Below are 20,060 nucleotides of genomic sequence, written 5' to 3' on the forward strand. Positions count from 1 at the left end.
CCCAATTACCTGTAAGTGCTCCCTTTGCGTAGTCCACAACTCGATTTTCGAAAAAACCAGAGGTGCCGTCTTGAAGTCTTCCTGCAGTCTACTCAGGAACTGCTAACAGACTGCTTTTTGGGCGTTTTTTCTCGGTGTCTACCCGTGGTCCCCTCGCGTTCGCTCCATGCTCCGGCGTCAGGCGGTTCCCGATGGTGATCTAAGTGGTGACCTGTTCGATGTTCCGGCTTTGGTGATCTGCTGGAGAGTTATCCACAGGCGGCAAGGTTGTCGTTGCTTCAAAGCAACGCTTGGTGCCGAGCAGTTGGTCGAATTGTGGAAAAAAGCGGCTTTTTACGCGGAATCGCTCTTTCGCGACAAAATCCCGCCTCCAGAACATGGGAGGCTTATAGGCATGCCAGAAAAACTACTTGGAACCCTTCCATGAAAAGTATAAATAACATTTCCGCCCGAGACCTTCCAAAACTTCCGAACGGGCGCTACGTCATCGGCGACAATCTGATCTATTACGTCCGCTACGAAGGAAAATCTCGCGAATACAGATTCCGATACAGCCGAGACAGCAAAAGAAGAGAAATCACCATCGGAGCCGCCGACCAGATCAGTCTGTCGGAGGCGAAAAGCCGCGCCAAGCGCTGTGCCGCTCTGCTCGCCTCCGGTCTCGACCCCAAGGAAGTCCGGGAGGAAGGCAAGCGCCAGCGCGTGGAAGGTTCCATCACCTTTCAGGAATTCTACGAACGCATCATCCCGAGCATCATCAGTGCGAAGATGCTGCGCGAGTCGTCGAAGTCCATCTACCTCCGCAAGCCCTACCTCTACATTATGCCGGTCATCGGAGATCGTCCCATCAAGGACATCACGGTGACGGATGTTGTGGACCTGCTCAAGCCGCTTTGGTATTCCCTGCCGCGCACGGCAAGCGTCGTGCGCGGCCTTCTGGAGATGACATTCGCCTATGCCAAGCGTGAAGGCGTCTACAAAGGCGACAATCCGGCCACGTGGAAGTACAACGTAGACATGTACCTTCCGCCCATCAACAAAGTGGTTGAGATCCAACACAGAAGATTTGCCTCACCAGAGTCATTGGCGACCTTGATGCGCAAGTTATGCGTCTACAACTGGTGGAGGAACTCTCCGAAGTCGGTACTTTATACGTTGCTCCTCTTCCTAACGGCCTGCCGTGCCAACGAAATCGGCAAACTGAGGTGGAGAGAAGTTGACTTGGAAAAGAGGACGCTGACGATTCCTGTAGAAAGGAAGAAGTTCAAAAAAGGCGATCCCTTCGTTGTTCCTTTGAGCACTCAAGCAATGGAGATCCTCCAAAAGCTTAAGGAGAAACATGGGCCAACGAGTCCGGAACACGACTTTGTTTTTTCCGTTCATGGCCTGCAGGGCATAGTGCATGCCAGGAAACTGCTTGCCAATCAAGACACCTGCTTTCACGGGATAAGAACCAGCTTCAGGAATTGGTGTATTCGCAACAACGTTGACAGCGACTTGGCTGAAACCTGCCTGATGCACGCAATCGGTCGTAATGCTACAGAACGTTCCTATCTGCGGGATGATCTCTTAGATTTGAGAGCAGAAATTATGCAACGGTGGGCCGATTACCTCCTGCCTTATGACATGTGGGGAGCGAGTTTTTTAACTGATGAACAACGCCAGTGTCTTTTGAATTGGCCTTGGCACAAAAGGCAAACGTCAGTCATATTAAACAATGAGTGCGGATTCTTTGATCGTTAACCAATAAAAAAAGGCGCTCACACTCCCCTGAAGGGGGAGTGCGAACGCCTTTTCAAACGATCGACTTGAAGAAGCCAAACGTTGATCGGTTAATGATACTGGACATAATCAACGTCGAATATGTCACCCGAAGCGTCGATCTTGAAGGTTACGCGCCAACTGCCGCTGACGCGCACCGCGTAGTCCAAGGATCGGGTCTTCCGCTTGATGCAGTGGAAGCCGTTTATCTGCTTCAGATCCAGAACGCTACCTCCCGAAAGAGAGAGCATCGCGAGGACCTGATTCAAGCGACTCGCATGAGACGGTTTGATACCGGAGGTGTCTCCGGTCAAGGCAAACCGCTCTAGTCCGGAGTGGACGAAGGAGCGGATTGCCATGGCTCACCTCACGCACCGCTTCAGGCGGCTGAGACGATTGAGGAGCTCTGCGAAGCAGCGCGCCTCATCGAGGAGCGGACGGTGGTTCACTTGGATCGTCAGAATCTCTCTGCGTATCCGCAGGGTGAGAGCCTTGACATCATCAGTGTTCGCGCCCGCTTCGGCGGCCTTCAGTTCGTCAGAGAATCCCCGGAGGGTTGCCCTGACTTCTTTGACTCTGAGGTTGCTCATTTCGTTTCACGCGCCAGAAGGCGAGCGCGGTGGCTGAGAACGCCTGCGGCGTTCATCAGACGCACCGTCTCGGCGTCGCCGCCGCCCATGAGGAATCTGTCGAAGAGCACGCGATTCAACGCGTGCGCCTCCTGACTGATTGCCATAAGCACCTGCGCAGACGACGTGGTCGGGTTGGCGAGGTGCCCCTGCAGCGCAGCGAGCCGCTCAGCGCAGACGGTGAGCGAGAGTGAGTTTTGGTTGACCATGATGGTTTCCTTATGAAAAGTCACTAGCAAAGGCCAACCAACCCCTACCGGGGAGGATGACCTTCCCGGTGGGATTGACAAAAAAGTTGAAAACCGCGTTGGAACGCGGGGTTGTGCCCTATCTGCGGTGGAAGGGGAATGCGGAGTGGCCGCGATGTCTGAGGACATCGTTCCAATCCACACCCTTTGCCGTTTCAGGGATGTCCTCGCACGGCGGGCAGATCACCGACGGAATCCCGAGGGTGAGGAGCCTTTCATGCAGGTGGACAGCCGCCTTTTCGCCCGTCGTGGAGCGGTCTTTATCAGCGAAGATGAAGACCGTCTTCACGCCGGAAGGCGGGATGAACGTAGCCATCCCGTTAGCCGAGATGGTTGAGAAACACGGATACCCTGTGCCAAGCGACACGGAAAGAGCCGTCTCAACACCCTCGGCGACGCAGAGGATCCCCTCCTTGGAAACTTCGCCAAAGCGAATGGCGGCACCGTTGATGGTGCAGCCGTTCGGCAGTGACATGAGTTTCTTGGCGGGGCCGAACGGCACCTTCGTGCCTTTCGTGGTGAGAAAGGTTCTATGAAGCGTCGTGATGACGCCCTCGGGGGTTCTGACAGCGCAGATCATGCAGGGGAACCTGCCGAGCTTTCTGCCCGCATCGTCGAAGTACGTCTCCGCTTGGGAATAACGCATGTCCTTCAAGACCGTGGGATCTTCTGGGAAGATCTTTCGGCCCGTCAGGTACGTGACCAGAGGCGACTGGAGGTCGTCTGCCGGCTGAACTTCCTTTGCGGAAGCCCACGTAGAAGTGATCGCGCGTTGTCTGCGCTCTGCTTCTTCCGCTTCGCGGCGTTCCTCTTCTTCCCGCTCCTTGAGAGAGCTGAGCTTCTTGACCGCCCAGAGCGTCTTACGACACTCCTTGCCTTTGTAAACAAAGGCTTTGGAGCCGATCCGCGAGATGCGGACGTTGTCTCCAACGGAGACGCCCTCTTGTTCTGAGGCGCGCCTGAGATCGCTTCCCCAGAAAACCTTCTCCCCGTTGCTCGTGCTGAGCTTGATGCAGAAGCACGTAGCGCCGGAGCGGAGCTTTCCGATGCCGATGGAGAGAACCTCTCCCTCCACCGCTTCGCAAGCGGATTCAGGGGCGGTGCCTTCAGGAACGCAAAGGTAGTCGTTGACCGCCTTCAGCGCTGTGTAGAAAGTCCATCGGTTTACCTGCATCAGAAGGTGCAGGCCGTCGAACGTCCCGCACGTGTTGCAGATACAGGAACCGGTTTCCCGGTAGTCCTTAAAGAAGCGGAAGCCGTTGTCGCCGCCGTGGATGGGGCACGCAACGTGCTTCGGTGCCGCGGCAAGCGCGGGACGAAGATCCGGAGCAAGGCTGCTCAGAATCTCTTCCCAACGCCCGGAGGCGGCCTTCATGACGACTTCGGCGTCGATTTTGTACTGGGCCATTTTGGTTTCCTTCCAAAAGTGAATCCCAGAGGAAGACCGCTCCCGCGTAGGGAACGAGTCCCTACGTGGGAGGTTGGTGAATAGCCGCGAACAGCGACGGCTCCCGAAGAAGCCGTGCTGCACACGGAAAAGGTCAGCAGGGAAGAGCCTCTTCGCTGCCGGTTTCAGCTTCCTGCGGAGCAGAATGCGCCTCGTTCGGACGAGCAGATTTCGCCTTGGAATCGGCGAGGATCTGGATGTCCTCGACGAGGATCGAAGCGATCCGGCCCTTGAACCCATTCGCGAGTTCGACTTCTCGATATGAGATCGAGCCCTGAACGGAAACAAGCGTCCCCTTGGCAAGCACCTCGGCGAGCTTTTCGGCGCGAGGTCCGAAGGCTAGGCAGTCGTGCCACGAGGTTGCCTGCTCGTATTTGCCATCCTTCTTCGTGGAAACAGAAGTCCCAACGGAGAAGGAAAGCATTTGGCCGCCCGACTTCGTATTGCGAAGCTTGGCGTCCTGACCGAGTCGGCCGACGAGGATGGTCTGAGAGAAAGAACGGTAGTTGAGCATGGTGAAACTCCAAAAAGAAAAATGGGGTGCACCATGACCCTGACGGGGCTTGATGCGACCCCGTGGGGTGAAAAAAGATTGAAGGTCCGAAGACCGATCAACCGTTGAGAATGAGCTTGCGGCTCAGATCCAACAGAACCTGCTGAAGCTGGTCCATGTTGTTTAGGCAGGCGTAATCGGGGAAGGATTCCTTAAAGAAATCTCGCCCCATGCCTCGCAGGCAGATGCCAATGCCGCCCACTACCAGCCCAGAACTGCGCAAACGTTGGATGAGAACGTGCGCATCGCCCTCGATGTCGCCGTCCGTGAGGACGATGATCACCTTGCGCGCCTCCTTGCGGGAGGAGAGTTCAAAAGCTGTGCGGGTGAGCGCTGCGGCAAGCGGCGTCGAAGTACCCATCGGCCACAACATGCCGATTGCAGCGGCATGTTGCTCAATCGCGGACCCGATAGGCACCACCGTTTCACACGGCGAGCTGCCGGACATGACCGGAAAGACGCCGGCCATGCCCGGAAAGACGGAAAGACCCGCCTTCACCTTCGGCACGGACTGAAGCGCAGTCAGGAGCGCCAACGCAGAGCTGATCGCCGCGTCAAACCGACCGTCCCTTTTCATCGAGCCCGAGATGTCGAGCAGGATGCTCACGGACGTTTCTACGTCTTTTCCCTCTGTTCTGCGGGTAAAGATCCGAGGGGACCCAGTCGCAAGACGAGAGAGAAGAGACGCGTTGATGCGTCTGCCCGTGTTGGCGGTGTACGTCGCCGACCGGGTTTTGGCCTGAATGATGCCCGTGAGGGCTCTTCTGGCGCGCGCGCTGTTGGCTTTTGCCATCTTGATACGATCGGTACCAACCTCATGCTTTTCGACTCTCGCCGTAGGAGAGAGTGCATCTACCGGGCATGGGGTGGGCGCAGCAACGACCATCATCTCTGACGAGTCGTTGCAGAGCCCATTAGCTGGGTCCGCATCGGTAGCTTCTTCGATTCTTTCGAGAAGCTGTCGATTGAGGTCAACATCATTGAGTTGCTTCTTCGTAGCCTTGACGGCTTTCAAAAGGGCCTTCAGCCGCTTGGATGCCGAAGGCTCTCCTGAAGGATTCTGGTCCTCCGTAGCGCCCTGAGAGGCGTTGGAAGGATCGGTTTCCCCGTCGGATTGACCTTCGGATTGACCATCGGTCTCACCGTCAGCTTCGCCTTCGGATTGACCTTCAGACTGATCGTTGGCCTGACCCTCTGCCTTTTCGTTGCCCTTGCCCGCATCGTTCTGACCTCCAGATGGAGGTTCGGACGAAGACGGATCAGAGCAGTTCGAGCCATTGGATGCGGCCGCCTGATCTTTCTGCATTGTCTTAATGATGATCTTCATGAGGCGTGTTGCCATGTGATGAACATCGGAGGTTTGCTTCACGGAAGTGAAGCCCTCAAGCTCTCGGTCGATCTCCTTGAGGAGAGAAAGGCCGAAGAACTTTGTGCACCACTTGCGTGTTACCTCATGGAGCGCCCGCACGTAGTCGGTGCTCACATAGGTGAGCTCCGCGTGCGCAAGCACGTAGAGCGCCACGGCCGCTGCTGGATGCGGACGCCATTTGGCGTCCAGAAACTTTTCGACGCAAGGTCGATGAGCTTCATCTAGCAGGTACCGCGCACCGGCGTAATCCGCCGTTATGAGCTTTTCGATGCGCGCGTCTTCCAACGCGTTCATCAAAGAAAACTCCAGCGGGTGCACCCGCGCGACGCCGAAAACGGCTCCCATGTCCGTGTACCGAACATGTGAGGCCTCGTGCACGAGGAACCCGAGAAGCTCCTCGCGCGAGATCTTTCTCTCGTTTAGGTCCAGGGGAAGTTCGATCCAGTGCCCATTGGTGTGGGCCTTGGATCCAAGGACCACCCGAACCCCGAGCTTACGCCCGAGGGTGCCGGCCACGATCGGCAGGCTCTTCAGAAAGTTGTTGTTTTGAGTTCTCATGGTGTGTTTCCTAAAAGAAAAAATGCGCCGTTGAGAACTCATCCCCGCACTGCGAGGTGTTCTCGCAGGCGCGAAGATTGAATGAAGAGTGAATGAGGGCCCCCACCCCCGGACTAGGCAAGAGCCTCTTCCAAGGGGGTGGACCCATCAGCCATCAGAAAGCCGAGAGCCTGATCGAGGTCGGTGCAGGCGGAACATCCGCTGCGGCCAACTCGACAAGTCTTTCGTCTTCCGAAGTCTCAGTTTCCGAGACGGAACCTGAGAATGAAGCTCCCTCGACAGCTCCATCACCTGCGAAGCAGGCGTTGAGGAGCGCCTCAAGATCCTCGTCGGGGTTGGCCGACTCTGCATACTCGGGCGCCTGTGCTTCGGATGCCTTGGGGGCATCGTCGGCATGAGCGTCGGGTCCTACAGGGACGGCTTCTTCCGTTTGGGGAAGCTCTGCTTCCGCAGAAGCAGCCTGAGGTTCGGAAACCATCGGTGCTTCAACGACTGCAAGAGACTCCTGAACCGGAACAGACTCCTGAAGCAGTTCGATGCCGACCGGCACTTCCGTTTCCTTCTTGGAAACGGGAGCTTCCTGAGCGCTCACCGTCGGCACGGGGCTTTCGGTAAAGAGCTCGGGAGCCGGCTCGGCAATCGGGACCTTCGGGATAGACCAGCTGAGGAAGCGGTCGAGCGTTTGAGTACCCGACGCAACCTCACGGAGGCTCTGCTCGTTGCTCATAAGACCCAGAGCGGCGCACAGAATCGCCGCTTGGTTCTCTGAGAACTTACCCTTTGTGGGCATTAATCCGAGAAGCCTATTTAGCATTTCAATCAGCGGGTTGACGCCGCTGTTGATGAAACGCAGTCCCTCCAACTTGGCCTTGATCGTTTTGATCCGGTTTAGGGTCTTTTGGCTGAGATCCTCTGCAGTTTTCCCATTGAGGGAACGCATGAGGAGATCTCTCGACTTCTTGGCGATGTCCGCGATCGCCGCCTCGAAGAGGCCCTCAACCTTGCGGTTGAGCGACCCCGTCGCGTCCAGTTCACATGGCGTGAACTGAGTTACGGCGAAGTCCGCATCAATCTTTCCGGCAACGAGCTCTGGGCTCGGCGACGGAAGTCTGTTTGCGAACTCCGGATGGGACGCCAGCCATTCCTGACTGAGTTTGGGGAGCGCTCCCACGAAGAGATCGCGCTCGTGGTTGTACTCTTCGGCAATTTGCCGAAGAGCCTCCACAATTTCTTTCGCCCTGTCGAGAGGGACTGCCATCCCTTTGCAGAAGGGCAGACCCTGCTCATCGAGCAGAGTTTCCGCACGCTTCTTGAGCGTGGCAAAAACGCGCAGATGACGCGGGTCAACCAATTTCTTCTGGCCAAGGGAGGCCGTGATGTCTTCCGGAGGAAGACTCCCGTCGGCTCCGACTTCGAAGTCATTTCTGGACATCGTGACGGTGCCCGTCCACTGACGGAAGAACAGGTAGATGACCGCCAACTTGGCCGCCTTCATGGAGGCGGGAAGATCGACGCACTTGCCGGCCTCGGCGCGAACCGAGGTAGAAACGTTTTCAGACATGGTGTCCTCACTAATAAAAAAGCGGGAGACACCAGTCCCCCTGCGGGAATCGGTGTCCCCGCGGGGTTGAAAAAAGTTGAAGAAAAAATTGAAGAAAAGCTACCAACAGAGGTTGTTGCGGTCCGACTGGATGGTTCGGATCGCCTCTGCGATATCCTGATTTTTCTCAGGGATGAAATCCTTCGGGAAATCGCTCGTGCTGAGCGACACCTTCAGGACCTGATTCGACTTGCGCCGGCAGGACTCCATCTCCTCCTCGTTGAGGAGGACGCCCCTCTTGGCAAGCACCTTCTTGTAGTCGATGCTTCCCTTTTGGGTGTACTGAGCGATTGAAACGCCGTAGAAATCGGCGTTCTTGAAGTCACCCATTAGCGAAACAAGTTTCGCCTTGGGTTCCTCCAACAGCTCGGTGAGCCTGTCGATTTCGGCCTTGATGCGCCGATAGTCGTTGGCTGCGCGAGCCCACGCGATCAGGTCATCACCCTTGGGAACGAAGACGTCCCTGTCGGGAATCTTCTCCGGAGCTTTGTCCTTGACGATTGCCCTATTCCAAAACGCTTCGCAGGTGATCCGCATTGCGTTTATGTTCTCGTCATTTCTGGCAACTTCGAACACTTTGATTCGATCGTTGCCTAGAAAGAAGACGAGCCATCCGCGCTGAGCGTCCGCCACCATGATCTGCCACTGGACTTGCCAGTAGTAGAGCTGATAGGCGTCGGATTTCTCCCCGCGGGCGAGGACGTCTTCCAGCGTGGATTCGCTGGGACATTTGATCTCGACGGGTTCCCCGTTGGAGTTGAGGCCATCGAAGGACGCCCGGAAGATCCGGTTGCCTTCGTACTCGCCGCAGGCGGGCATCACGACATCTTCCTGCTGCTGCATGAAGATGTTGCGCACCTCGTCCTCATGGTCGATCCCATACTGGACGTAGGGGTTTCGACTCATGTCCGGCGGCGCAACCCGGCCGGTTTTTTCCGCCCACACACGCCAAGGCGTGGAGTACGGAGACTTCCCACAGATTGCAACAGCCTCGGTTGCGGTGATGCCGCGGCGACGCCACTGGTGCCATTCTTCAGAGCGCTGCTCTATGTTCACATAAATCATCTTGATCTCCTTCGGGGGCAGAGCGTTGGGTGAGTCCGAAGACTACCCAACACCCTCCACCAAAGTTCCTGTTGGAATCAGGAGAGCTCGACGCTTTGAGCGTCAACCGCAACTTGTGCAGTACCCTCCTCTTCCAGCTTTGCTCGGCGGTCCTCCTCTTCAGCCTTCCGGATGAGGTCGGTCACGACGGATCGTGACGCCTCATCAAGGTTGTTGGCGAAGCTGTAGGCCGCAGCCCAGTTTTGTTGGCGGCGGGCCATGGCTATGGCCTTATCCGCAAACATTTTGAGCTTGTCTCGATCAATGGTGATCGCTTTCACCGGAGCCCGGCGAACCGCAGAAGCGGACGCAGGACGCGGCGATGCGTCTGCATCAATCCACTCATCGTCTTCCACACCCACATCGGCGATGCCGCTGACCGGGAAGCTGAAGCGGATGCCCTGAATCAGAGCTCGATGATGCAGCATCAGGCGAGGCGACTTGTTCCAGATGGGGCTCTTGGGCATGTACACCTCGGTGAGGTAGACACGCTCGCACGTGGGGTGCGAGCATCCCTTGATCCAGATCGTGCACTCCGCCCATTCGGGCAGTTTCTGCCCTCCAATTTCGATTGAGGTTTCAGAGTAAGTTACTTGAAACCCATCAAACGTTGGCTGCCGCAGCATGATGGCTTTCCAGCCGTCAATGCTGACGATGGGTTGAACGCCACTGCGGCCACGGAAGGCCCAGATTTCCCGCCGAAGCGGGTTGAGATCGAGGCTTTCGGCGACCATCAGGACGAGGGCCGCCTCCTCGTCGGAGAAGTCTCCGGCGAAGCAAGTGGCCTTCAGCGTCTTCCACAGTTTGGCCGGATCCAGTTGCAGCTTTTCGGCCATTCTCGCGAGGACCGAGGTCCGGGTCGAGGCCGTGCCGGTGGAATGCGGCGCAGCAGCTTGGGGAGCCGGAGCCTGAACGGCAACGGCGACGGTGGTTTCGGTTTCGGTAGTCATTTTGTGTCCTTGAAGAAAGAGCCTCTCCAAGAACACGCATCAACCCCGACGGGGAATAGCGTATCCCCGGAGGAGGCTGTGATTAAGAAAAGATGAAAAAAAAGAAAAAGAGGAACCGCTCAACCCTTACGGGGTGATTGGTCCCGTTTGGGTTGATAAAAGTCAGTCTTTCCAACACTCACCGAAGATGGTGAGAGCAATGGAATCAGCCGCTTCGGCTTCCTCCACCGACAATTTGTTGAGAAAGAACAGTTGGAGCGATTTACGCAGTGCGTTTTTTTCAGACGTGTAAAACTGAGCGGTTGACGCCCAGTTTACGAGGGTTCTAGTTGAGAAAGGAACCGATATGGTTCCTCCCATCGCCTTGTCCCCGATGAATGAAAGTCTCATTTCCTGCGCAAATTGGCACATCTTCGCCCTCAGAGTGGCGTCGATGTTGGGAGCTACATTCTGAAGAATGCCTTCCTCTACCCCTTGCGAGGGGTACCTCACTTTGAGCATTCTGTAGCGGTCCATGGCCGCGACGTTTTGCTCTTGGACCCCTTGATAGAGGCCCGTTTGGTCGCCCGAGCCCGCCGAGTTGGCGGTGACGATCAATCGGAACATAGGGTGCGGCTTGATGGCCTCACCACGATGCTCCGCGATCAAAAGACTTCTACCTTCGATCACGTCGTTGAGAGCTGACAACTCGCCCGGAGAGGCAAGGTCAGCTTCGTTCAAGATGAGAATCCATCCGTTCCGCATTGCCAATGGCAATGCGTTGTGGATGTACTTCATCGTCGGGGACGTTTGGCCCTCCTCCTGCGTCAGACCCCATTGACCGCGAAGGTCAGTGAACTCGAACCGGTTGTTGAGTGTCAAGTCAACAACAGGCCAGTTGAGGCGAGACGCTACCTGCATGATTGCGGAAGTTTTTCCGCAACCAGTGGGCCCGGTGACCCAAAGGGCCGTGCCCTGCGGGTACATCAGGAAGATCAGAAGGTCTTGCAGGAGGCCCTTTTCGAAAACGTAGTTCGCGTCGCGCTTAGGAATGCGCGGGTGGTTCGCATCCGCGAATCCCGTGCACCGCCAAGCAGGATGGAAGTGGTACGTCGTGCCGTCCTCGTTGAGGACGTTTTCGAACTGCGCTCCGGTTACTTCTGTGTAGAAGCTTTTCGGATCGGTGTTCGTCGAAGCGTTGTTGGTGGTGTTCATGTTTATCTCCAAGGGTAAAAACCCGTGGAGACAAACCGATCCCGCGTGGGAACGATCAATCCCACGGGGGTGAACAAAAAATAAAGTTAAAGGTTAAAAGGTTGGTGAAATGCTGTCAGCCCAAAGACAGGGATGATGAATCCCCGCGTAGGTTGACTAAAAATCAAAGAGATGAATATCTCAAGCCCTAGAGTTGGAACTAGAGGGCCGCCGCAATTAGGAATCTGGACGACGGGAGTACCGCGTCAGGATGCGGGCAAAAAATGAGAAAAGAACCGGATCCGAGCGTGAGCTTGAAAGCGGCCGACCTGCATCATCCTTCCCTTCCCGAGGGAAGAGTTGGGGGTCGTCTAAAAAGGGGCGACAGGTGCACGAGGCACATGTCCTGCACAGGAGGAAACGCCTGTGGACGTTCACTGCTTTTTTGGGGTTGACCAGAGCGAATGCAGAGGAAAACTCAGGGTCGCAAAGCGACGATTGAGACTCCAAAGTAGCAGATGGAATTCAGGCGCACCTATTGTGGGCGAGCCAAAACGGCTCATCGTGTTGCCGAGCCCCCTCCACACCCGTTGGAAACTTGATCTTGAACAAAAGTTGGGCGCCGTCCGTCCTACTTTCCTACCTGCCGGCGGCAGGCACCCACGACGCGCCGAAGCTGCCCAAACCTACTGGAATTTTCATGCCTCAAGATCAGAACAATCGTCTCGACGAAACCAACAAGTTGGAGAAGACCGCACTGGACGTCATCCGCAACGAAACCGAGGCGGCGCAACCCGCATCGCAGAGCGACGAGCAGCCTGAACGGACTGCACCACGGCGCCGTCAAACCGGACGCAGCGAACGTCGCGGCATCATGTATGCCGACAAGACCGTTCCCCGCGTGCGGCGCGAGCGCCGTTTGGGGTCAGCCGCCTATTCCCGCGCCTACTTCCGGCAGGAGCTTTGCCTCTACTCCAACCGCGCACAGATCTTCTTTGAGCGAAACTACGAAAACGTCAACATGAGCCTCGTCACGAGCACTCTCGTGGTGGAGGCAATGGGCGGCGACGCCTTGGCGGACCGGGTGTCGGACCACATCAACGGCAAGTTCTCGGAGATCGAAGAGCAGATGCTCGCCGCCCTCAAGGAACTTCAGCGGGCCGCCGAAGATCAGGGGATTCCGCCTGAAAAGCAGGTGCCTACCCACGACCACAAGCGCCTCTACACCCTGCCCGTTCATACGCCGCATTCCGTGCGCTTCATGACGCTTGCCTCCCTTTTCGACCGCATCATCGCGCGCACCGAGGCCTGTTGGATCAACAACATCATGACGACGGAGATGAAGCGTCGTGCAGTGAAGGCGTGGGAAAAGCGCCTCATCGACTTTGTTTTGGATCTCTACAGCATCCGCAAGCAGGCTATGGAAGAGGCCAAGAAGGCCGGCTTCGGCAGGCGTGCGGAGCAGATCCGCCGCAAGGTTCAGGAAGAGCACGGCGATGAAAAGATCGACTCGCGCGACGTTTCCGTTGACCCGACGTTGAGTCAAACCGAAATCCGCGAAGGAACCGGCGTCGCCCAAACGGAGCCGCAGGGCCAGCAGGACGACGCTCCCGCTCCTTCTCATGCTCAAACCGCCACCCCTCTGGCGGAAGCGCCGGCGAAATAACGCTGGGGCTTCGGTCGGAGTCTCATTCTCGTCACAGTTCTCGTCACAAGTGAGCTCCGACCTTTGTTCTGCGCAGTTCAGAATTCGTCTTGGAAGCTCAACGTCGCCATGCCCGATATCGCAGAAATCTCCGTCCCACCGGACGCACCAGCCGGAAAACAGTCCGGTGAATGCATCTTCCGCACCGGGCCGGCATACCGCCTTGCCGTGCGTCTGCTCAAACTGCACAAGGGATGCAACGGAGTGCTCGACAAGCCCTCGGCACGCACTTTGATGATCTGCGCTTCTGCGATCAGGAGTGAAGAGCGGCGCATTACCGAACTCTGCAGCGATGAGATTGAAAAGCTCGGGGGCGACGGGGTTCTCTCATATGAGCACAAGGGCGGCGACTACCGCTTGGCTCATCCGAACACGCCGTTCGCCGTTCGGATGGTCGGCCTTGCAGAACGATTCGATCACCTTGAATCCGCTCTCGATGCCGCATGGCTCTGCGGGCGCATCACGATCAGCTTCCGAGCCGAACTCTCCTTCAAGTATGAGAATCGAATCTATTCAGCGGTGAGCCGCATTCGCCAGCACCTGATTGCGCAGGAGTCTTTATGATCACCTCTTGATCGGATCGAGGCTAATCCTGCGAATTCGCATCCGCCAACCGGGTCGCCGGTGTTGTATGATCATCACTGATTCAAAGAGGGAAACCAACGGTCCCGTGCGATTCCAACTCGGAAATCCAAAGCACTGAGTCCAGTTCTTGGGCCTGCGGCAATCGAGATCGAGATCTGGAACGAGATCGAAGATGATCGCTCGCGCCGCCCCTCTTCCTTTTGGAAATTTCGATAAGCAAAGGAGATTTCAATGCCCGAAGAAAGTCAGGACCTCAAGCAGCGTCTCAACGCCATCTATGCCGAACGCGCCGCGCTCGACCAGCGCCTCGAATCCCTGCGCTCCGAAGTGCTCGCCGAGTGCCGCGAGCACTGCAAGCAGTTCCACTTCACCGCAGCCGAACTCGGCATCAACACGGTGGATGAGGCGCCCAAGTCGGTCAAGACCTCCCACAAGCTTCCCCCGAAGTATCAGAACCCGAACGGTCCCGAAACGTGGTCCGGTCGCGGGGCCCGCCCCGGTTGGTATCAGAAGGCGCTCAGCGAGGGGTATGAAAAGGAAGATCTTCTCATCAAAGCCCCTGCCGCTGAATAACGTACAACCTGCGTAGCAAAACGCCCTGCTGAGCCCGACTCGTGCAGGGCGTTTTCTTTCTCTGCGGAATCACAGCCCGTCAGTTGAGCGTGCTTCCCCCTCTGTAGGAGATCACGTGCAGACGGGCCTTTTTGTTGTCGTAGGCTCTCTGGATTGATTCCCGATCAGGATTCATGTTGCGGGAGCGGATGGGCTCATTCGCCGGAAGGAGTTTGACCGTTTCGAAGGAATCATCATCCATGTCGATCTCATAGGTCTCCTTGGTGAAGTCGTCGCTGAAGAGGCCGACAAGGAGCGGCAGGATGTACTCCGCCAACTTCTTTCCGTTATGGGTGATGTAGTAGCGGGGCTTTTCAACTGGGTCTTTGTAGAGGGCGGCCAAATTACGGGCTATCAGATCCGGGAAGGGGGATTCGGCGTGGTAGTTGTCCACGACCTCACCTAACGTTTGCCCGCGCTCAAAGCGGTATTCATGATAAAACTCCGAACCGCAATAACGAGCCTGATCCGTCAACAGCTGGCAGTAGAGGACAAGTCCTTTTTCGCTGCACTCAAAGCCGACGTAGGCGCCTTCATACTGGATCGCGCCGCGTGACGCGATGATCCCCCGCAGGCTCAGGTAGACGCACCACGGCGTGAATCGGTCTATCAGGAAGTCCGTGGTGTAGTTGCGCCACCAGTCGCCGTTTTTGAGCGCCTCAAGTTCCTGTGGCAGACAAAAACACATGGTGGATTCCATTCCCCATGCGGCCATGATGCCCAGCTCGCGTCTGTTCGCGAGGTCGAGGGGGACCAAAGGGGGAAGCGGGACGGGCATTTCGAGCACGTGTTTATAGTCCCTTTGCATCGTTGCGTCGTTGGGGATGAAGACGCGCCTACTCCATGCTTCAAAGTACGGGAAATTCTGCGGTCCTTTCTCACGTTCGCTGACGGCCACGTCCGCAAAATCGTCGAAGATGTTGAGCGTTTCGATCCAACGAATGAGGGCGTGTTCAACCAAAGACTGGGTCGTCAGCGCCAGAGTCGGGCCGTCGGGACTTTGAGCAGGACTCTGGGAGGAATTCTTCTTTTTGGAGGCAGCCATGACAGTGAGGGAGAAGAGAACGTCGAAAAGGGATTATGGGGGAGTCTGCAGGAGGGCCGCTGTTTCCTAGGGAGAAACTGTGTGTGCGGCCCCCAGCCCTTTTGACGGGGCTGCTCCTGCCGATCACGTCGCGATCATGACGAGGTGTTGCAACAGTCGAGCCAACGCCAGATGAGGAAGACGGGATCCTCGCCGACGGCGGGAATCGTGCGCCCAAGTCCCCAAGAGTAAATCATTTCGCCCATGACATGATTGTCGTCGGTTTCCGCCACAGGATGGAATACCTGAAAACGATACTGATTCTTCGGCATGTAGGCCGAGAGCTTGCCGCCGCACATCACGTCGCTGCCGATCGAGCGCCACTCAAGCGCCCTGCGATGCAGGGCATAGAGCACGCGTGCGGACATGAGGTTGGAGGTGAGGAGCGGTCCCTCGCGGGAGAGGACGTTCCCCGACGCGGGGAAGAGAACACCCCACGAACCCGCGCACCAATAGAGCTCCTTGATCGGCTTGCCTACATTGGCGGCGAAGGCATCCGGGATGCAGGCGAGGACACCCAAAGGAGAAGCGATCAAGGCCGCCTCCGGATGCGTAAAGAAGGCGATCTCGTCGTTGTTCCACGTCGGATCAATCTCGGACATGTACATCACGTCGAGGTCCATGTAGCCGCCCGGATTGCACCGGGAGGGAACAAAGATGTCCATCATGTACATGAGCGGGAAGGAGTAGTAGTGGTAGTGTCGGAACGTGAGGCCCGCGGTACCCGTAGTCCGCTGCTCCGACAGCCGCTCCTGAGTACCTTGATTGAGGCGGTTGAACGGGAAGCGCATGCCGCCAAGAACTTCCGAGCACCCGCTCATGCGCACGTGCTCGATCATGCGCGTGGGCTCCCAGAAGGACGTTCGGAATCCGAACTTCGGCACGCCGAGGTTGTCGTGGCACATGCAGGTGCCGAGCGCGGAGACCTCAGCGGCGCCGGGCGGAATGCGGTCCCTGTCGCCCGTGAGCGGCACCGTCGCAACGATGATCGGAAAGACGCACGTCCAACACACGCCCGTCAGGAGCTTCGATGAGAAGACCTGAGCGTCATAGCAGCCCGGTCCGGACTCATTCAACTGTCCGTTCGTGCTCGCACCGGTGTCCACGCCCCACGCAGGGTTCGAAGCCGCCAGAAGGAGCGTTGCCGCAGTCGCCGCGGCGGCTACGGCCTTTCTGAAGATGCCGGCCATTATTTTTTTCCTCCCTTCTGGTCACTTTGTTTGTGCGGTTCGGCACCGGCAAGGGGGCCGAGCTCGTGCACGAGGAAGACGTGCCTGCGGTTGTCCGCCGTCACGACGGCGGGCGTCTTCTCGATCTCCCATCGCTCTTCGATTTCAGGCGTCATGAGAAAGACGTGGCTGTCTAGACGATCCGTGACGGAGACGTACCCGTCCCAGCCTTCCTTATTTGCCATCTGAGTGGCAATGAGCACGAGGTTTGATCCGTGGGCGGCCTTGTGCGCCTTCTGGAAGGCGAGGACGCGCTCCATTTCGTCTTCGGAGAGCGGATTGAAGATCAGCATCGTCTGCGTAAAGGGACGAATCTGAAGTGGATTCACGCGGTCTCCGGCCCTGCGGATCGGGCGCCCGGCAAGGTCTTTGATGTCGCGCTCGACCAGAATGGTCGGATCAATCTCACGCACACGCTCCTCAGAAGCCGTGGGGAACACCCGGTATTCGCGCTTCTCCCAGAAGCGGGCCGCGGCCTCCTCCTTCTTCTTCTGCCAGTCGATCTTTGTCACACGATCCTTCATGACCTCGATGAGGTCGGGTTCGGCGATCTCATGGACGTCGCCCTGTTGGCCGAGATCGCCCTTCTCTCCCGCTTCGATCTTCTCAAGCAACCAACGATCGTTGTGGAGGCCCTCCACCTTGGCGATTAGGGGCGCATAGCGGCGCCCGTTCGTCCGGGTGGGATCCGTGAGGAGCTTTGAAGGCGTGCGGCCGACGCGCACGACCGCGGGGACGTGCGTAATGCCGTATTCCGTGAAGAGCGGCGGGTCGATGATGACCGAAGCCGAGGGCTTCAGGGCGGCGGCGAGTTCCTGAATGCGCTTCACCCCGGAGAGGAAGTCCATCCCTTCGGGCACGCCGCGCATCACGAGCGCAACGTCCCTACGTCCCGCCTGCCGGCTGATGATGTCCTTGAGCACGTCTTCCGAGAGCGAGTACGACACGAAGATGTAGGTCGTCTCGCCCAAGGGTTTTTCGGGTGCGGCTTGTTCGTCTGAGCCGTCTGAGCCATCGGAACCGTCGAGTGCGTTGGACTGGTCGCCCCGCAGCGCAGCGAGCCTTTCGTCTGCGTCGGGGATGGCATTTCTGATTTCGGGGTAGGAATCCAGAATGTCCTCAAGGCTCGCGATGATCGCAGCGCCATCCTCCTTGTTGGAAATTGCGCCGACCACCGCATCCACGTCCTCGTTGAACTGAGACTCGGTGAGGCTCTTCGTCGTTGCATTGACGACCGCCGCCGCAAATTGCGTCGGATCCCACCGCACGCCCTCGTGCTCGATCTCATCGAGGTACGTAGGAAGCGCGGCATCCGACTCGGCCCGTGCTGAATTCTCCTCGTCACCGTCGTTCGCATCTGCGGCCTCATCGGAGGCGTTCTGAACCGAGGCGCTGCGCTTGGTCGGCTCCGCTTTGAAACGCTCCTGAAGCGTCCTCGTCCTCTTGGTGATCTCGTCAGCGAACCCGCTGAATTCCGACGGGTCTGCCTGCGCCGCCGCCAAGTCCGAAGGTTGGAACGCTACGTAAGTTTCGTCCGCTACGTCTGCTTTGTCCGCTTCGGTGACGGCTGCGCTGCGTTCCCCCGCCTGCGCCTCGCCGATGCCTGTAATTCGCAGTAAGAATCCAGAGACCCCGGCGAGGAGAGATTCCTTTCGGGAAACAGGAGTGAGACGCGAAGGATCGGTACGTTCGATTACGTTACGATCCTGCATCTCCCGGAAGCTCGTCCGATCGCCGGTCTTCGGCGCGGCCTGCTTCTTCAGATCAGGGAAAAGCGCGTCGATCTGCTCCTCGGCTTTGCGGTGCATCTCTTCGATGGAGGGAACTGCATTGGGATTGAGTGAAGTGTCCAAGGACGGGCGGCGCGGGGCGTCTTCCGGTGCGGGCACGACGGGCGTGTTGGAAGCGGCCTTGGGTACGCTCGGCGCGGTGGTCTTCTTCACCGTCTCGGCGGCCTGCCGCTCGGGCGTCTTCCCCTTCCCCTGCGGGGTCTGCGCTTCATCGGGTCCCGCGGGACGGCGGCGGCTTGCGCTCACATGCGTGGTTTCGCGCGTGATGGCGCCCGGCTTCGTCTTGGCCGGATCAGGGGCCGCAGTCTTCTCGACCGCATACGGATCAAGGCGCTTGCCGTTGAGGTAGTAGACGCGCTTGCCGTTCTCTATCCTCACGCCCACTTCGGGATTGTTGAGCTGTGCGGAGAGTTCCGGCGTCGAACCCGGAAGGACGAAGTTCTTGGTCGTGATCGGGCCGTTCTTCTCAATGTATTTGCGGGTTTCCTCCGTCTTCTCCTTCCAGTAGTCAAGCTGAGTCTTGACCCCGCGCTTCTTCAGCTCCTCGCGGTGCTTCTTGTAGTCGTAGCCGTTGGCCTTGAGGCCCTGAAAGACAAGTTCGTTGACGATCCGCCGCTCGTTCTTCTGCTTCCATGTGATCGGGTGCCCGTTTTCGTCAACGCCCGCCGGACCCGTGAACGTGACGTTCGGACGGATCTTTGGCAGAACGATGTTGGCGCGCAGTCCATTGGGACCGTGCAGAGGTGCATCCAGATTCACGCGGCCGTCGGCCCGTACGCTTACTGATGTTGAAGACGTTGACGTCGGAGCTTTCGGCTTGTCGGCGATACTGGGGGTTGCCGTTTCCGAAACGGAAACAGGGGCGGAGAACATGGAGCTCTCAGAATCCTTGTTGGAAACAGGGGTGCCAACCTCCACCGACGTCGATGTCGATGTCGGCGCTGACGTTATCGGAGCCGCTGAAGCCGCGGTCGGAACCAACGATGACGAGAGCGCCAAGACCGGGACCGAGACCATTAAGCTGACCGGCGTGACCGAGCTGACCGCCGCAACCAACGAAAAAGCGCCGGAGACGGCGCAGGAAAGGATGGATTGATCAAAAGAGCGCATACGACCTCGCGACGATCTGAGAGCGGTGGATCGGTCCCCAGTAGCGGGAGTCGAACGACAGGTACTTCGTACCCATCATCCAGTACTCGTCCTCGCCGAGCACTCGGGAGCCGTAGAACTTGGTGCGCTGAGCCTCGCTCATGCCGCGCAGGTGCGGCATGCCTTCGGCGATCTTTCGCCCGTTGATCCACACCGTGTCGTCATGCCGGACCTCTACCGTGTCGCCCGGCATCCCGCGAAGGTACTTGCCGACCAAAGTGCCGTTCTTGATGATCGGAGCGGCTTGTTCGGACTTATAAGCGTAAAGGCGGTCTCGGACGACGGCCTTGTCCTTCAAGTCAACCAGCAGGAACCGGGCGTCGATGCATCGAAGCACCTGTCGGTCCCACGCGATGCGGTAGTGGTGATAGAAGTACACCTCCGCACAGACGGCGCAGGCGCTACAGACGAGGGAGAGAAACAACCAACGCAGGCGTTCATACTTCATAGAAAATCGGTGCGGAAACCTCTGTCTTCAGACAGGGGAGGAAGCGCCGTCCTCGTTTCTAAGTTC

19 protein-coding genes are annotated in these 20,060 nt (G+C 57.8%); 5 read left to right on the forward strand and 14 right to left on the reverse strand.

The window, feature by feature from the left end; genetic code table 11:
* Positions 1–423: 423 nt before the first annotated feature.
* The gene (locus ACT6Y9_RS02235) at positions 424–1,743 is read left to right on the forward strand and encodes a tyrosine-type recombinase/integrase (protein ID WP_443743363.1); all 1,320 of its coding nucleotides are present in this window, start codon (positions 424–426) and stop codon (positions 1,741–1,743) included.
* 89 nt (positions 1,744–1,832) lie between these two features.
* On the opposite strand, the gene ACT6Y9_RS02240 is transcribed toward ACT6Y9_RS02235, so the two are convergent.
* The 10 genes from ACT6Y9_RS02240 to ACT6Y9_RS02285 form a co-directional block, all read right to left on the reverse strand.
* Positions 1,833–2,120 (reverse strand): type II toxin-antitoxin system RelE/ParE family toxin, encoded by a 288-nt coding sequence (locus ACT6Y9_RS02240; RefSeq protein ID WP_443743364.1) that lies wholly within the window; start codon positions 2,118–2,120, stop codon positions 1,833–1,835.
* Positions 2,121–2,123: 3 nt separating this feature from the next.
* Positions 2,124–2,351, reverse strand: a complete 228-nt coding sequence (locus ACT6Y9_RS02245; protein WP_443743365.1) for a hypothetical protein — start codon at positions 2,349–2,351, stop codon at positions 2,124–2,126.
* Positions 2,348–2,599, reverse strand: a complete 252-nt coding sequence (locus ACT6Y9_RS02250; RefSeq protein ID WP_443743366.1) for a hypothetical protein — start codon at positions 2,597–2,599, stop codon at positions 2,348–2,350. Before ACT6Y9_RS02250 ends, ACT6Y9_RS02245 begins: the two co-directional genes overlap by 4 nt.
* 118 nt (positions 2,600–2,717) lie before the next feature.
* Positions 2,718–4,046, reverse strand: coding sequence for a toprim domain-containing protein (locus ACT6Y9_RS02255; RefSeq protein WP_443743367.1), 1,329 nt, complete (start codon positions 4,044–4,046; stop codon positions 2,718–2,720).
* A gap of 133 nt (positions 4,047–4,179) precedes the next feature.
* Complete coding sequence (locus ACT6Y9_RS02260; RefSeq protein WP_443743368.1) at positions 4,180–4,599, reverse strand: single-stranded DNA-binding protein; 420 nt, start codon at positions 4,597–4,599, stop codon at positions 4,180–4,182.
* 97 nt (positions 4,600–4,696) lie between these two features.
* Positions 4,697–6,565: a vWA domain-containing protein gene (locus ACT6Y9_RS02265; RefSeq protein ID WP_443743369.1), complete on the reverse strand. Its 1,869-nt coding sequence runs from the start codon at positions 6,563–6,565 to the stop codon at positions 4,697–4,699.
* Positions 6,566–6,719: 154 nt separating this feature from the next.
* Positions 6,720–8,126: a DUF3150 domain-containing protein gene (locus tag ACT6Y9_RS02270; protein WP_443743370.1), complete on the reverse strand. Its 1,407-nt coding sequence runs from the start codon at positions 8,124–8,126 to the stop codon at positions 6,720–6,722.
* A 99-nt stretch (positions 8,127–8,225) separates the two neighbouring features.
* Entirely contained in the window at positions 8,226–9,230 is a 1,005-nt protein-coding gene (locus ACT6Y9_RS02275) for a YqaJ viral recombinase family nuclease (protein WP_443743371.1), read from the reverse strand.
* 77 nt (positions 9,231–9,307) lie between these two features.
* Entirely contained in the window at positions 9,308–10,219 is a 912-nt protein-coding gene (locus ACT6Y9_RS02280; RefSeq protein WP_443743372.1) for a recombinase RecT, read from the reverse strand.
* Positions 10,220–10,381: 162 nt separating this feature from the next.
* Entirely contained in the window at positions 10,382–11,413 is a 1,032-nt protein-coding gene (locus ACT6Y9_RS02285; RefSeq protein ID WP_443743373.1) for an AAA family ATPase, read from the reverse strand.
* Positions 11,414–11,996: 583 nt separating this feature from the next.
* On the opposite strand from ACT6Y9_RS02285, the gene ACT6Y9_RS02290 reads away from it, so the two are divergent.
* From ACT6Y9_RS02290 to ACT6Y9_RS02300, 3 genes are all read left to right on the forward strand, one after another.
* The gene (locus tag ACT6Y9_RS02290) at positions 11,997–13,058 is read left to right on the forward strand and encodes a hypothetical protein (protein WP_443743374.1); all 1,062 of its coding nucleotides are present in this window, start codon (positions 11,997–11,999) and stop codon (positions 13,056–13,058) included.
* A gap of 108 nt (positions 13,059–13,166) precedes the next feature.
* Complete coding sequence (locus ACT6Y9_RS02295) at positions 13,167–13,661, forward strand: hypothetical protein (RefSeq protein WP_443743375.1); 495 nt, start codon at positions 13,167–13,169, stop codon at positions 13,659–13,661.
* Between the two features lie 252 nt (positions 13,662–13,913).
* A complete protein-coding gene (locus ACT6Y9_RS02300; RefSeq protein ID WP_443743376.1) occupies positions 13,914–14,255 on the forward strand; it encodes an H-NS histone family protein in 342 nt (113 codons plus the stop codon).
* A gap of 79 nt (positions 14,256–14,334) precedes the next feature.
* On the opposite strand, the gene ACT6Y9_RS02305 is transcribed toward ACT6Y9_RS02300, so the two are convergent.
* The 3 genes from ACT6Y9_RS02305 to ACT6Y9_RS02315 all read right to left on the reverse strand — a co-directional run bounded on the left by ACT6Y9_RS02305 (position 14,335) and on the right by ACT6Y9_RS02315 (position 19,156).
* Complete coding sequence (locus tag ACT6Y9_RS02305; RefSeq protein WP_443743377.1) at positions 14,335–15,339, reverse strand: hypothetical protein; 1,005 nt, start codon at positions 15,337–15,339, stop codon at positions 14,335–14,337.
* A 134-nt stretch (positions 15,340–15,473) separates the two neighbouring features.
* Positions 15,474–16,568: a TraU family protein gene (locus ACT6Y9_RS02310; RefSeq protein WP_443743378.1), complete on the reverse strand. Its 1,095-nt coding sequence runs from the start codon at positions 16,566–16,568 to the stop codon at positions 15,474–15,476.
* Positions 16,568–19,156, reverse strand: a complete 2,589-nt coding sequence (locus tag ACT6Y9_RS02315; RefSeq protein WP_443743379.1) for a TrbC family F-type conjugative pilus assembly protein — start codon at positions 19,154–19,156, stop codon at positions 16,568–16,570. Before ACT6Y9_RS02315 ends, ACT6Y9_RS02310 begins: the two co-directional genes overlap by 1 nt.
* 58 nt (positions 19,157–19,214) lie before the next feature.
* On the opposite strand from ACT6Y9_RS02315, the gene ACT6Y9_RS02320 reads away from it, so the two are divergent.
* Positions 19,215–19,493, forward strand: a complete 279-nt coding sequence (locus ACT6Y9_RS02320) for a hypothetical protein (RefSeq protein ID WP_443743380.1) — start codon at positions 19,215–19,217, stop codon at positions 19,491–19,493.
* Here ACT6Y9_RS02320 and ACT6Y9_RS02325 read toward each other — a convergent pair whose 3' ends face one another.
* A complete protein-coding gene (locus ACT6Y9_RS02325) occupies positions 19,494–19,994 on the reverse strand; it encodes a S26 family signal peptidase (RefSeq protein ID WP_443743381.1) in 501 nt (166 codons plus the stop codon).
* Between the last annotated feature and the right edge of the window lie 66 nt (positions 19,995–20,060).

The sequence above is a fragment of the Sutterella sp. genome (assembly GCF_052272535.1).
Classification (GTDB): Bacteria; Pseudomonadota; Gammaproteobacteria; order Burkholderiales; family Burkholderiaceae_F; genus Sutterella.